This is a genomic window from Nocardia sp. NPDC059236 (assembly GCF_042754085.1).
GTDB lineage: Bacteria > Actinomycetota > Actinomycetes > Mycobacteriales > Mycobacteriaceae > Nocardia.
Genome location: NZ_JBHZAF010000030.1, coordinates 38,287 through 51,018 on the forward strand (window position 1 = coordinate 38,287; position 12,732 = coordinate 51,018).

At 68.4% G+C, this 12,732-nt stretch carries 12 protein-coding genes and 2 tRNA genes; 6 read left to right on the forward strand and 8 right to left on the reverse strand.

The annotated features are described in order from the left end of the window. Positions 1-64: 64 nt before the first annotated feature. Positions 65-859, forward strand: a complete 795-nt coding sequence (locus ACFXIV_RS43420; RefSeq protein WP_379402794.1) for a DUF3515 domain-containing protein — start codon at positions 65-67, stop codon at positions 857-859. Positions 860-907: 48 nt separating this feature from the next. Here the strand turns inward: ACFXIV_RS43420 and ACFXIV_RS43425 are convergent, their stop codons facing one another. The 3 genes from ACFXIV_RS43425 to ACFXIV_RS43435 form a co-directional block, all read right to left on the reverse strand. Continuing rightward, on the reverse strand, positions 908-1,207 hold the full coding sequence (locus ACFXIV_RS43425) for a DUF6191 domain-containing protein (protein ID WP_379402795.1): 300 nt from the start codon (positions 1,205-1,207) through the stop codon (positions 908-910). Positions 1,208-1,314: 107 nt separating this feature from the next. Further along, positions 1,315-2,412 carry a D-alanine--D-alanine ligase family protein gene (locus ACFXIV_RS43430; protein ID WP_379402796.1) on the reverse strand — a complete coding sequence of 366 codons (1,098 nt, stop codon included), beginning with the start codon at positions 2,410-2,412 and terminating at the stop codon, positions 1,315-1,317. A gap of 64 nt (positions 2,413-2,476) precedes the next feature. Then, a complete protein-coding gene (locus tag ACFXIV_RS43435; protein ID WP_379402797.1) occupies positions 2,477-3,472 on the reverse strand; it encodes an NAD(P)H-dependent glycerol-3-phosphate dehydrogenase in 996 nt (331 codons plus the stop codon). A gap of 135 nt (positions 3,473-3,607) precedes the next feature. On the opposite strand from ACFXIV_RS43435, the gene cofC reads away from it, so the two are divergent. From cofC to ACFXIV_RS43450, 3 genes are all read left to right on the forward strand, one after another. Further along, positions 3,608-4,309 carry a 2-phospho-L-lactate guanylyltransferase gene (cofC, locus tag ACFXIV_RS43440; RefSeq protein ID WP_379402798.1) on the forward strand — a complete coding sequence of 234 codons (702 nt, stop codon included), beginning with the start codon at positions 3,608-3,610 and terminating at the stop codon, positions 4,307-4,309. Between the two features lie 62 nt (positions 4,310-4,371). Further along, on the forward strand, positions 4,372-6,576 hold the full coding sequence (locus tag ACFXIV_RS43445; RefSeq protein ID WP_379402799.1) for an RNA degradosome polyphosphate kinase: 2,205 nt from the start codon (positions 4,372-4,374) through the stop codon (positions 6,574-6,576). Beyond that, entirely contained in the window at positions 6,573-7,532 is a 960-nt protein-coding gene (locus ACFXIV_RS43450) for an NUDIX domain-containing protein (protein WP_379402800.1), read from the forward strand. Before ACFXIV_RS43445 ends, ACFXIV_RS43450 begins: the two co-directional genes overlap by 4 nt. A gap of 278 nt (positions 7,533-7,810) precedes the next feature. Here the strand turns inward: ACFXIV_RS43450 and ACFXIV_RS43455 are convergent, their stop codons facing one another. The 3 genes from ACFXIV_RS43455 to leuC form a co-directional block, all read right to left on the reverse strand. Then, on the reverse strand, positions 7,811-8,446 hold the full coding sequence (locus tag ACFXIV_RS43455) for an HU family DNA-binding protein (protein WP_379402801.1): 636 nt from the start codon (positions 8,444-8,446) through the stop codon (positions 7,811-7,813). A gap of 156 nt (positions 8,447-8,602) precedes the next feature. Continuing rightward, positions 8,603-9,211, reverse strand: coding sequence for a 3-isopropylmalate dehydratase small subunit (gene leuD, locus ACFXIV_RS43460; RefSeq protein WP_379402802.1), 609 nt, complete (start codon positions 9,209-9,211; stop codon positions 8,603-8,605). A gap of 57 nt (positions 9,212-9,268) precedes the next feature. Then, the gene (gene leuC, locus ACFXIV_RS43465; RefSeq protein ID WP_379402803.1) at positions 9,269-10,693 is read right to left on the reverse strand and encodes a 3-isopropylmalate dehydratase large subunit; all 1,425 of its coding nucleotides are present in this window, start codon (positions 10,691-10,693) and stop codon (positions 9,269-9,271) included. A gap of 115 nt (positions 10,694-10,808) precedes the next feature. On the opposite strand from leuC, the gene ACFXIV_RS43470 reads away from it, so the two are divergent. Both ACFXIV_RS43470 and ACFXIV_RS43475 read left to right on the forward strand, forming a co-directional pair. Then, the gene (locus ACFXIV_RS43470; protein ID WP_354837888.1) at positions 10,809-11,510 is read left to right on the forward strand and encodes an IclR family transcriptional regulator; all 702 of its coding nucleotides are present in this window, start codon (positions 10,809-10,811) and stop codon (positions 11,508-11,510) included. Between the two features lie 253 nt (positions 11,511-11,763). Then, positions 11,764-12,264, forward strand: coding sequence for a pyridoxamine 5'-phosphate oxidase family protein (locus ACFXIV_RS43475; protein WP_379402804.1), 501 nt, complete (start codon positions 11,764-11,766; stop codon positions 12,262-12,264). A 96-nt stretch (positions 12,265-12,360) separates the two neighbouring features. Here ACFXIV_RS43475 and ACFXIV_RS43480 read toward each other — a convergent pair. Both ACFXIV_RS43480 and ACFXIV_RS43485 read right to left on the reverse strand, forming a co-directional pair. After that, positions 12,361-12,433: transfer RNA gene (locus ACFXIV_RS43480), tRNA-Glu, on the reverse strand. 69 nt (positions 12,434-12,502) lie between these two features. After that, positions 12,503-12,574: transfer RNA gene (locus ACFXIV_RS43485), tRNA-Gln, on the reverse strand. Between the last annotated feature and the right edge of the window lie 158 nt (positions 12,575-12,732).

The window sequence follows — 12,732 nt, forward strand, 5'->3', positions numbered from 1 at the left end:
CGCAATCGACGACCAGCAGCCGGGACGCGTGCCCGGCACGCCACGATCGGGGACCGACGACCGGATGAGCAACGACACCCGCGGCACCGAACCGGACACCACGCCGGAGCGCACCGACGCGACCGAAGCCGACGCGGCGAAGGCTGCCGACGCCACGGCGGCGGAGGCCACGGACGCCACGGCGGCGGAGACCGCAGACGGCGCGAAGTCGGAGGACTCGGAGGCCGCGGAGTCGAAGGATTCCGACGCCGTTGAAGAGGCTGCCGCGAGCCAGGACTCGGACGAGGACTATGAGGTCCGCCGCTCGCCCGCGCTCATCGCCACCGCCGTCGCCCTCCCGGTCGCGCTGGTCGTCGCGCTGCTCGTCATGGGTGTGCTGGCCAATCGTCATCACAGCCGCGACCCGCTGGTTCTGGGCGCCGTGCCCGCGCCCACCGCGTCCGGCCCGGAGTGCACCGCCCTGATGCCTGCACTGCCCGACAAGATCGGCGACTACACCACCTCCGAGCTGGTACAGCCCGCGCCGCCCGCCACGCACGCCTGGCAGCTGCCGGACGGCGGCGACGCCATCGTGGTGCGCTGCGGCCTGGATCGGCCGCTGGAATTCGTCAAGTCCTCGAGCATGAACCAGATCCAGACCAGCAAAGCGGTCAATGGGGACTCGGGCGTCAACTGGTTCGAGGTGCGTGACCAGACCAGCGGTGTCACCTCCGGCACCTACTGGGCGGTGGACCGTGGCATCTACATCGCGCTGACCATGCCCGACAATGCCGGACCCGCTCCGCTGCAGGACATTTCGGCGGCCATCCAGCAGACGATCCCGCAGAAGCCGATCGACCCGAACCCGATCCCGAACTGACGGCGGCCGGTCCGGCAGATATATATCTGTCGGTGCTCGCTCTATCCGTCAGCGCTTGCGGAGCGTGGCCTTCCCGGACGTGAGGTCGATCTCCACGCCCTCGTCCCCGTCGCCCGGGTTCTCCCGGTGCATCAGCACCGACTGCCGCTGCTCCATCTCGTACCGCTTGGCCGAGTTGAATGCCGCGTCGAACTGCTCCAGGCCGATGGCCGCCGCGCTGCGGTCGCCATCCTCGGCCCGCATCCACGGCAGCGCGGTGCGCCCGGTCACCCTGCGGTAGGCCACATCGGCGAAGGCCACCGCGATGATCAGCAGTGCCAGGCCGGGAATCGTCAGAGCCACGATCACCAGATCGAGGCTACGCCCGGCCCGAGGCGGCCGCCGTCGCCCGCAGGTCGTATGCGAACGGCCCGGTCCCTCATCCGAATTGATGAACCGGGCCGCCGGGGATGCGGTCAGCGCAGGCCGGTGCCGCGCGCGCGAGCCGTCTCGATGAGGGTGCTCACCAGCGTCCGGTTGTCGATGCCGGTGGCCTCCCACATGCGCGGGTACATGGAGATGGCGGTGAACCCGGGCATGGTGTTGATCTCGTTGATGACCGGCCCGTCGGCGGTCACGAAGAAGTCGACGCGGGCCAGGCCCTGGCAGTCCAGCGCCCGGAAGGCCTGCACCGCCAGCTCCCGGATCTGCTGGGACACATCGTCGTCCAGCTTGGCGGGAACGTCGAACTCGCAGACGTCGTCGAGGTACTTGGTGTCGAAATCGTAGAAGGCGGGCACCTCGGCGTCGTCCTCGGGCATCCGGATCTCGGCCACCACACTGGCTTCCACCCGGCCGTCCGGGAATTCCAGGACGCCGCACTCGACTTCGCGGCCGACGATGCCGGCCTCCACGATCACCTTCGGGTCGTGGCGGCGCGCGCTCTCGATGGCGGCGTCGAGCTCGTCCCAGCTGTCCACCTTGGTGATGCCGATGGACGACCCGCCGCGGGCGGGCTTCACGAAGACCGGCAGCGCCAGGCGGGCCCGGTCGGTGTCGGCGACCGTCGCCACGCCGGGCCGCAGCACCACCTGCACACCGATCGGAAGACCTTCGGCCGCAAGGAGTTTCTTGGTGAACTCCTTGTCCATCCCGGCCGCGCTGGCCAGCACGCCCGGACCCACGTAGGGCAGCTCGGCCAGCTCCAGCAGACCCTGCAGGGTGCCGTCCTCACCGAAGGCGCCGTGCAGCACCGGGAACACCACGTCCACGGCGCCCAGTACGGTGTCGGCGCCGTCCAGCGGCACCAGCGCGCCGCCGCGCGAGGGATCGGCGGTCAGCGCCAGCGCGGTGCCCTGTTCGTCGACCACGGGTAGCGCCCGATCCTGCGCGGACAGCGCCCGCGGATCCGCGTCGCCGAGCACCCAGGTGCCGTCGCGCGTGATGCCGATCGGAACCGCCTCGTACCGTTCGGGATCGAGGCTCGCCAGCACGGTGCGTGCCGAGACACACGACACCCCGTGCTCGTTGCTGCGGCCGCCGAACACCACCGCCACCCTGGTCCTGTTGGTCATGCCCCGAACCGTACCCGGTCGAATATGGCGGCAGTGTTACACGGTCGCCCCGACCAGGGACAGGTCATTCCGATTTCAGGCGGCGACCCTGCAACTGCCCGACCGCCTCGGCCGCCGACAGCCCCTCGTGGCACACCTGGTGCACGGCATTGGTGAGCGGCATTTCCACCCCGTGCGCCGCGGCCAGCGCCCGCACCGATGTGCAGGACTTCACACCCTCCACGACCTGGCCATGAGTGGCGTCCAGCGCGGTCTCCATGGTGCCGCCCGCACCCAGCGCGTGCCCGAAGGAGCGATTGCGCGACAGCGGCGAGGTGCAGGTGGCCACCAGATCGCCGACACCCGCCAGCCCCGCGAAGGTGACCGGCTCCGCGCCCACGGCCACCCCGAGCCGGATGATCTCGGCCAGCCCGCGGGTGATGAGGGTGGCGATCGAGTTGTCACCCAACCCCATCCCCGAGGCGATACCGCAGGCCAGCGCGATCACGTTCTTGCAGGCGCCGCCGATCTCACAGCCGATCACATCGGAATTGGTGTACGGCCGGAAATAGCCGGTGGCGCAGGCGTGCTGGACCGCCTCGGCCCGCGCCACGTCCGGGCAGGCCACCACCGTCGCGGCGGGCTGGCCGGCCGCGATCTCGTGCGACAGGTTCGGGCCCGACAGCACCGCGATCCGGCTCGGATCCGCGCCGCTGACCTCCGCGACGACCTGGCTCATGCGCAACAGGGTCCCGGTCTCGATGCCCTTGGCCAGACTCAGCAACGTGGCGTCGGCCGGAATCAGGTCCTTCCAGGCCGCGAGATTGGCGCGCAGCGACTGCGAGGGCACCGCGAGCACCACGATGTCGGCACCGTCCAGCGCGACCGCGGGATCATCGGTCGCGGCCAGGGGCGGCAACGCCACATCCGGCAGATACCAGGGATTGCGATGCTCGGTGGCAAGCACTTTGGCCACCTCCGGCCGTCGAGCCCACACGGTGGTCTCGGTTCCCGCCTCCGCCAACACCTTCGCGAACGCGGTCCCCCACGACCCCGCGCCCAACACCGCTGCCCTTGCCATCTGCTCAATATATGCGTGTGTGATCGGAGCCATGCCGTTGTGGCATCTCCTGGAATTCGACGCCGCTCACACGGCCGTCATCTTGGAGTGGGAGGATTCGGGCATGCGCGCGGCCGGAGCGGAGCGGAGAGCACAGTGAACACAGCCGTGCACGCGGTCATCGCGGTCAAGAGTCTCGGACTCGCCAAGAGTCGGTTGTCCGATGGGCTGTCCGCGCATCAGCGGCCGCGCCTGGTGCTGGCCATGCTGTCGGACACGGTGACCGCCGCGGCCGCCGCCCGCGGGGTGGCCTCGGTGACGGTGGTGACCCCGGATCCGGCGGTCGCCGATCTGGTGCGCGACCTGGGCGCGACGGTCCATCCCGAACCCACCGCGATCCCGCCGCACACGAGCGGACTGAACGCCGCCCTGGCCGCGGGCGCGGCCGCGGTGCGGAAGGCCCACGGCCCGGTCGATCTGCTTGCCCTGCAAGCGGATCTGCCCGCGCTGCGCCCGGCCGAACTCTGCGACATGCTGGCGAGCACCGGGCATCAGCGCTCGGTGGTCGCCGATCACGAGGGCAGCGGCACCGTCGCCCTGCTGGTGCGCGGCGGATCCGCCGCGCTGAACCCGCTTTTCGGTCCGGACTCCGCCCGCCGCCACATCGCCGGCGGCGCGGTGGAGTTGCTGGGCAAGTGGCCCGGGCTGCGGCAGGACGTCGACACCGCCGCGGATCTCGAGCGCGCCGCCGCGCTCGGGGTCGGAACGGCCACCCGCGCGCTGCTGCGTGAAATCGGCGTGTCGCAGGCGTGTCGAGGAATCGAAGATATGCACCGAGCCGGGTCCTCACTGTGCTGACGCCGCGTGATCTGCGCTGCAATGGACGGTGTCAGTTCGGCACCCCACCCGCGACATAAGGAATGATCGTGAGAGTGAGCGATACGGATACCGTCAAGCAACCGCCGCTACTACCGGCGGCGCCGCCCGCGGCAACCCCACCGCCCACCGCCTTAACGCCGCTGCCGGCGGACCGGTATGTCAATCGGGAACTCAGCTGGCTCGATTTCAACGCCCGCGTCCTCGCCCTCGCCGAGGACCATTCCCAGCCGCTGCTCGAGCGCGCCAAATTCCTCGCCATTTTCGCCTCGAATCTGGACGAGTTCTACATGGTCCGGGTGGCCGGTCTGAAGCGCCGCGCGGAAACCGGACTGTCGGTGCGGTCCGCCGACGGCCTGTCGCCCACCGAGCAGCTCGAGATGATCGCCGTCCGTACCCAGGAGATCGGCGAGCGCCACGCCCGCGTCTTCCTGGACCAGGTGCTGCCCGCGCTGACAGCCGAGGGCATCGCCATCATCCGCTGGGCCGATCTGGAGGACACCGAACGGCAGCGCCTGTCCGGATATTTCCAGGACCAGGTCTTCCCGGTGCTGACCCCGCTGGCGGTCGACCCGGCCCACCCGTTCCCCTACATCAGTGGCCTGAGCCTGAATCTCGCTGTGACGGTGAAGGATTCGATCACCGGCGGTGAGCACTTCGCCCGGGTCAAGGTGCCCGACAATGTGGATCGCTTCGTCCGGGTCCGCCGGGTCGCGACCGGCAATACCGCCTCGAACCGCGATTCCGCTGCGGCACAAGGCCCGTCCCTGGCCGCCTTCCTCCCGATGGAGGAGCTGATCGCCGCGCACCTGGATCAGCTGTTCCCGGGAATGGAAGTGGTGGAACAGCATTCGTTCCGGATCACCCGCAATGCCGACCTGGAGGTCGAGGAGGACCGCGACGAGGACCTGCTGCAGGCCCTGGAGCGCGAACTCGCCCGCCGCCGCTTCGGATCCCCGGTGCGGCTGGAAGTCTCCGACGACATGACCGAGCACATGCTCGATCTGCTGCTGCGCGAACTCGACGTGGACCCGGCCGACGTCATCCAGGTGCCCGGCCTGCTCGACCTGTCCTGCCTGTGGCAGGTCTACGGCGTGGACCGCCCCAGCCTCAAGGACGCCCCCTACGTCCCGGCCACCCCGCCGGCGTTCGGCGAACGCGAAACGCCCCGAAACGTTTTCGCCGCCCTGCGCGAGAACGACGTGCTGGTGCACCACCCCTACGACTCCTTCTCCACCAGCGTGCAGCGCTTCATCGAGCAGGCCGCCGCCGACCCGCAGGTGCTGGCCATCAAGCAGACCCTGTACCGCACCTCGGGTGACTCCCCCATCGTCAACGCGCTCATCGACGCCGCCGAGGCGGGCAAGCAGGTGGTCGCGCTGGTCGAGATCAAGGCCCGCTTCGACGAGCAGGCCAATATCAAATGGGCGCGGGCGCTGGAGCAGGCCGGCGTGCACGTGGTCTACGGCCTGGTCGGGCTCAAGACCCACTGCAAGACCTGCCTGGTGGTGCGGCGCGAGGGTGCCACCATCCGTCGCTACTGCCACATCGGCACCGGCAATTACAACCCTAAGACCGCACGCCTGTACGAGGACGTCGGATTGCTCACGGCCGCACCGGAGATCGGCGCGGACCTCACCGACCTGTTCAACTCGCTGACCGGGTACTCGCGAAAGGCCAACTACCGCAACCTGCTGGTCGCCCCGACCGGCGTGCGCGCCGGCATCGTCGAACGCATCGAGCGCGAGGTCGAGCTGGCCTCGCAGGGCGAACCGGCGCGAATCCGGCTGAAGGCCAACGCTATCGTCGACGAGCAGATCATCGACGCCCTATACCGCGCCTCCCAGGCCGGGGTGTCGGTCGACATCGTGGTGCGCGGCATCTGCGGGCTGCGGCCCGGGGTGGCGGGTATGAGCGAGAACATCCGGGTGCGCTCGATTCTCGGCCGCTTCCTGGAACATTCGCGTGTTCTGCACTTCCAGGCCCAGAACGAGTACTGGATCGGCAGCGCCGACATGATGCACCGCAACCTCGACCGGCGCGTGGAAGTGCTGGCGCAGGTGAAGGATCCGAAGCTGACCGAGCAACTGGGCCAGGTGTTCGACTCCGCGCTGCACCCGGCCACCCGCTGCTGGGTGCTGCAGGCCGACGGCAGCTGGGCCGCCCAGCCCGGACCCGACGTCCCCGGCGATCAGATCCGCGATCACCAGGAGCACCTGATGCGGCTGCGACGTCCGGTGCACCAGTGAGCCCGGCTCACTTCGATCCTGCCGCCGATTTCGCCGATCCCCGCGTCGCCGCCAATATTCTGGCGGCGGGCGCGGTGCTGTGGCGTCCGGCGGCGGATGGCGGGCTCGAGATCGCCCTGGTGCACCGGCCCAAATACGACGACTGGTCGCTGCCCAAGGGGAAATTGGATCCCGGTGAGACGCCGGTGGTCACGGCCGTGCGCGAGGTGGCCGAGGAAACGGGCCTGAATTCGCGCCTGGGCCGCTATCTGGGCCACGTGACGTATCCGGTGACCGGGCATCGCAAGCTCAAGCGAGTGGACTACTGGGCCGCCCGGGTCCTGGACGGGGCGTTCGAATCCAATCCGGAGGTCGACGCCCTGGACTGGCGCCGACTCGACACCGTGATGGACGCCCTGTCCTATCCCATGGACCGCAGCATCGTCCGGAACTTCCTGCGCCAGCCCGCCGAAACCGCCACCCTGCTGCTGGTGCGGCACGCCAAGGCCGGTCGCAGCGACCGTTTCGCCGGTGACGACGATCTGCGCCCGCTCGAAAAGGCCGGTCGCGCACAGGCTCGCGCCCTGGTGCCGAACCTGCTCGCCTTCGGCGCGGCCGAAATCCTCTCCGCCCCACCGGACCGCTGTGTCCAAACTGTGACCCCGCTGGCGGAAAAGCTGGGCGTGGACGTGGAACTCGAACCGCTGTTCTCCGAATCCGGTTATGCGGCAGCACCCGATGCCGCCCGCAAACGCGCCCGTGACCTGGTCTCCGCCGACACCGTGCGGGTGATCTCCAGTCAGGGCAAGGTGATTCCGGATCTGCTGGAGTGGTGGGCCGCCGCCGACGGCATCAGCCTGCCACCGGCCCGCAACCGCAAGGGCAGCGTCTGGGTGCTGTCCTTCCACGACGGCCGTCTGATCGCGGCCGACCATCTCGACCGCGCTCTCACCCCGGCCGATCTCCCCCGGGGCTGACGGCTTTCCGGCCCGTCGGCGAGCGTTTTTTCCCCGCCGGCCGGCGGCCCGGCCCGGCGAGAACCCTTGGAACGCCCCCGTACCGGCCCCTGTCCGGCCGAATCCATCCGGCGCACTGCCGATTTCCGCCGGGCGTACTGCCGATTCCAACCCCCCTCGAACCCCCAACCCACCCCCGCACAACCCGCCCCCGCACATACGAAACGGCCCGGCGATGCCGGGCCGTTTCACGTGTCGTCCTGCTCGAAAACCCCCGTCAGCGACGGGTTGTGGCCTCGCTACCGGCGAGCGGTGCGCTTGGCCGCGGTCTTCTTGGCGGGAGCCTTCTTGGCCGTCTTCTTGGCGGTGGCCTTCGAAGCGGTGGCCTTGGTGGCCTTCTTGGCGACCGTGGTCTTCTTGGCAGCAGTGGCCTTGGCCGGGGTCTTCTTCGCGACCGTCTTCTTCGCCACCGTCTTCTTGGCCGTGGCCTTCTTGGCGGGCGCCTTCGAGGCGGCCTTCTTGGCCGTGGTCTTGGCCGGCGCCTTGGTGGCGGCCTTCTTGGCCGTCTTCTTGGCGGTGGTCTTCTTGGCGGTGGTCTTACCCGAAACCGGGGCGGCCACACCGCGCTTCACGGCCGGGCCGCTCGAAGCGATCTTCTGCTTGCCGGCAATGATCGCCTTGAACTGAGCGCCGGGACGGAACGCCGGCACCGAAGTCGGCTTCACCTTGACGGTTTCGCCGGTGCGCGGGTTACGAGCGACCCGGGCGGCCCGCTTACGCTGTTCGAAGACACCGAATCCGGTGATGGTGACGCTCTGACCTTTGTTCACAGCACGCACGATCGTGTCGACCATCTGCTCGACTGCAGCAGTAGCGGTGCGCCTGTCAGTACCCAACTTCTCGGTCAGAACATCGATCAGTTCCGCCTTGTTCATTGAATCCTCCGCAGACTAATGGCCCGTCGTCGGACCGACTAGGTACCACGGTAAACCCTTTCCGGGCAAGAGTCTATGTGCCACGCGGAAATACATGACGCATGGCACACGCTCAGCTACCTGGTTTGAGGGGGTTCAGCTAACGCCCATCAATGATTACGTCTGCGAAATACGGGCCGGAATGGTGGCGGGTTTCCAAGTCGGCCTTGCGTTTTCGAACCGGTCGATCTCATCACCGTGCTGCAGAGTGAGCCCGATGTCGTCCAGCCCTTCCAGCAGGCGCCACCGGGTGTAGTCGTCAATATCGAACGGCAACACGACCGTTCCGGCCGAGACGGTTCGCGCCTCGAGGTCCACCGCCAATTCCAAACCCGGCTGTTCCTCGAGCAACTTCCAGAGCAATTCCACATCGCTCTGCGCCATCCGGGCCGTCAGAAGCCCGTCCTTGCCCGCGTTCCCGCGGAAGATGTCGGCGAAGCGAGACGAGATCACCACCCGGAACCCGTAGTCCTTCAAGGCCCAAACGGCGTGCTCACGTGAGGATCCGGTACCAAAATCCGGACCAGCGACCAGCACACTACCGCGGTTGAAGGGCTCGGTGTTCAGAATGAAGTTCGGATCCGTCCGCCATGCCGCGAACAGGCCGTCCTCGAAACCCGTTCGGGTAACGCGCTTCAGATACACCGCCGGGATGATCTGGTCGGTGTCGACATTGGATCGGCGCAACGGAACGCCGATCCCCTTGTGGACCTTGAAGGCTTCCATCGGTGATTCTCCTGAGTCTGTGGGGGCAGCGGCATCTGGGCCGCTACCGGAATGTGATCAGTTCAGATCCGCAGGTGAGGACAGGGTTCCGCGCACCGCGGTGGCCGCGGCGACCAGCGGCGAGACCAGGTGCGTGCGACCGCCCTTGCCCTGTCGCCCTTCGAAGTTCCGGTTCGAGGTGGCGGCGCAGCGCTGACCGGGGGAAAGCTGATCCGGGTTCATACCCAGGCACATCGAGCATCCCGGCTGGCGCCATTCCGCGCCGGCGGCGGTGAAAATCTCGCCCAGACCCTCTTTTTCCGCCTGCAGCCGCACCCGCATCGAGCCCGGCACGATCAGCATGCGTACACCGTCCGCGACCTTTCGGCCCGTCAGAATGTCTGCGACCGCACGCAAATCCTCGATCCGGCCATTCGTGCACGAACCCACGAAAACCGTGTCCACGGTGACATCCCGCAGCGGAGTGCCCGGCTGCAGGTCCATGTACTGCAGCGCCTTCTCGGCGGCCGCGCGCTCGTTCTCGTCGACGATCCGCTCCGGATCCGGCACCGAGTCGCCCAGCGGCGCACCCTGTCCCGGGTTGGTGCCCCAGGTGACGAAGGGGGTCAGCGCGGAGGCGTCGATGTGGACCTCCGCGTCGAAAACCGCGCCCTCATCGGTCTTCAGGGCGTCCCAGGCGGCCACGGCGGCCTCCCAGTCCGCGCCCTCGGGCGCGTGCGGGCGGCCCTTCAGGAACTCGTAGGTGACCTCGTCGGGCGCGACCATGCCCGCGCGGGCACCGGCCTCGATCGACATGTTGCACATGGTCATCCGGGCCTCCATGGACATGCCGCGCACCGCCTCGCCGCGGTACTCCAGCACGTAGCCCTGGCCGCCGCCGGTGCCGATCTGCGCGATGACCGCCAGGATCACGTCCTTGGAGGTCACGCCCGCGGGCAGCTGCCCATCGATATTGATGGCCATGGTCTTGAACGGGCGCAGCGACAAAGTCTGCGTCGCCAGCACGTGTTCCACTTCCGAGGTGCCGATGCCCATGGCCAGCGCGCCGAACGCACCGTGGGTGGAGGTGTGCGAATCACCGCACACCACCGTGGTTCCCGGCTGGGTCAGGCCCAGCTGCGGGCCCACCACGTGGACGATGCCCTGATCGAGATCGCCCATCGGGTGCAGGCGCACACCGAATTCCTCGCAGTTCTTGCGCAGCGTCTCGACCTGCAGGCGCGACACCGGATCCGCGATCGGCTTGTCGATGTCGATGGTCGGGACGTTGTGGTCCTCGGTGGCGATGGTGAGATCCGGGCGGCGCACCGGGCGACCCGCGGCGCGCAGTCCGTCGAACGCCTGCGGGCTGGTGACCTCGTGCACCAGGTGCAGGTCGATGTAGATGAGGTCGGGTTCGCGATTCGCGCCCTCGCCCGCGCCGCGGACGACGACGTGCTGGTCCCAGACCTTCTCCGCCAGAGTGCGTGGCCGGTCGGCCATAACTGCTCACCTCTCGATTGACATGCCCACGCCCGGTGGTGTGCGCGGTGACTGGCGTCCGAGCTGGGAGCGGCTGGTTTGCATTTCCCAACATGCGAGACGCTAATATCGTTCTATGAGACAGCATAGCGGTATCGGGGTTCTGGACAAAGCGATGGCCGTCCTGCACGCCGTAGCCGAGCAACCCTGCGGCCTCAACGAGCTCTGCACCCGCACCGGACTGCCCCGCGCGACCGCGCACCGCCTGGCCGTGGGCCTGGAAACCCACCGCATGCTGGCCCGTGACAGCCAGGGTCTGTGGCGGCCCGGCCCGGCCCTGTCGGAGCTGGCGACAACCGCCAGCGACCCGCTCCTCGACGCCGCCGCCACCATCCTGCCGCGCCTGCGCGAGATCACCGGCGAGAGCGTGCAGCTCTATCGGCGTGACGGCAATGCCCGCGTCTGCGTGGCCGCCATGGAACCCGCCGCGGGCCTGCGCGACACCGTGCCGATCGGAGCTCGCCTGCCGCTCACCGCGGGCTCGGCCGCCAAAGTGCTACTGGCCTGGGCCGATCCCGAGATGCAGCGCACGGTCCTGCCCGAGGCCGTCTTCGGCGAGCGGGCCCTGGCCGAGGTGCGCCGCCGCGGGTGGGCGCAGAGCGCCGCCGAGCGCGCGGCCGGCGTGGCCAGCGTGTCCGCACCTGTGCGCGACGCCGCGGGCGGCGTGGTCGCGGCCGTCTCGGTATCCGGACCCATCGACCGCATGGGCCGCCGGCCGGGCGCCCGCTGGGCCGCCGATCTGGTGGCCGCCGCCGACGCCCTCCACAAGCGCCTCTGACGAACTTTTCGGGCCCGGGGCAACCCCCGGGGTGGCCACTGCCGTCACGACAGCCCCACGGGTCGCTCAGGCACCCGCCTGCAGTTTCTCGACTTCCCGACCGCAGCCCTCGCCGGATTCCGGCGGGGGCTGCGCCGGCTTCCGGGCCCGGAGGTGCCGTTTCGAGGGCCGAACCGGCCGCTCCAGCTGTGAGCCAGGTGGCAGGAAATGGCCACTGTGACTGCGCTCATACGCCGTAAATTACAGTCGGCCCATGGGAGTTAATCAACGCGCGCAGATCGTGATGTCCGACCAGGAGATCACCGAATTCATCGAGCGCAGCCGCATCGCCACCATGGCCACGCTGGGCGCCACAGGCGCACCGCATCTGGTCGCCATGTGGTACGCGGTGATCGACGGCGAGATCTGGTTCGAGACCAAGGCCAAGGCCCAGAAGACGGTGAATCTGCGCCGCGATCCGCGCATCACCGTGATGCTCGAGGCCGGCGACACCTACGACCAGCTGCGTGGCATTTCCATCGAGGGCCGCGCGGAGGTCGTCGACGACCCCGAGGCGCTGTTCAAGGTGGGAATCAGCGTCTGGGAGCGCTACACCGGGCCGTACAGCGACGAGGCCAAGCCGTTCGTGGAGGCCATGCTGAACAAGCGGGTGGCCGTGCGCGTGGTGCCCGAGCGCACCCGCAGCTGGGATCACCGCAAACTCGGCTTGCCCGCCATGCCGCTGGGCGGCAGCACCGCCGGTCAGCAACCATAGGCACAGCTGGTCGGCAACCATGACGCCGCCGGTCGGCAACCTGGTCATACGGAAAAGCGAAGGCCCCCAGCCGTTCGGCTGGGGGCCTTCGCTTTGTAGTCCCGACGGGATTTGAACCCGCGCTACCGCCTTGAGAGGGCGGCGTCCTAGGCCGCTAGACGACGGGACCAGGATGAGATTTCGGCAGACTTTGCGGTCCGCCGAAGCCTCTCGAATTCGAGAGCCGGAGCTCTCGCAGCTGGGGTACCAGGACTCGAACCTAGAATGGCTGAACCAGAATCAGCTGTGTTGCCAATTACACCATACCCCATTGACCTGGACTTTCGGGTTCCTCCCGGGGGAAGCTCCCGACCGCTTTCCGGCCGAGAAGAAGATTAGCAGCATCCCCCGGCAGATACACAAACCGGCTGGTCAGAGGCCGGTTTGTGCATCATTTCGGATAACCTGCGGGCCTTCGCGGAACCGATC

Excerpts from the sequence above, each read along its gene's own strand:
- leuC (WP_379402803.1), bottom strand. The coding sequence starts at position 10,693 with ATGGCCGACCGGCCACGCACTCTGGCGGAGAAGGTCTGGGACCAGCAC.
- ACFXIV_RS43445 (WP_379402799.1), top strand. The coding sequence starts at position 4,372 with ATGATCGTGAGAGTGAGCGATACGGATACCGTCAAGCAACCGCCGCTA.
- ACFXIV_RS43435 (WP_379402797.1), bottom strand. The coding sequence starts at position 3,472 with ATGGCAAGGGCAGCGGTGTTGGGCGCGGGGTCGTGGGGGACCGCGTTC.
- ACFXIV_RS43470 (WP_354837888.1), top strand. The coding sequence starts at position 10,809 with ATGAGACAGCATAGCGGTATCGGGGTTCTGGACAAAGCGATGGCCGTC.
- ACFXIV_RS43420 (WP_379402794.1), top strand. The coding sequence starts at position 65 with ATGAGCAACGACACCCGCGGCACCGAACCGGACACCACGCCGGAGCGC.
- ACFXIV_RS43475 (WP_379402804.1), top strand. The coding sequence starts at position 11,764 with ATGGGAGTTAATCAACGCGCGCAGATCGTGATGTCCGACCAGGAGATC.
- ACFXIV_RS43455 (WP_379402801.1), bottom strand. The coding sequence starts at position 8,446 with ATGAACAAGGCGGAACTGATCGATGTTCTGACCGAGAAGTTGGGTACT.
- ACFXIV_RS43430 (WP_379402796.1), bottom strand. The coding sequence starts at position 2,412 with ATGACCAACAGGACCAGGGTGGCGGTGGTGTTCGGCGGCCGCAGCAAC.
- leuD (WP_379402802.1), bottom strand. The coding sequence starts at position 9,211 with ATGGAAGCCTTCAAGGTCCACAAGGGGATCGGCGTTCCGTTGCGCCGA.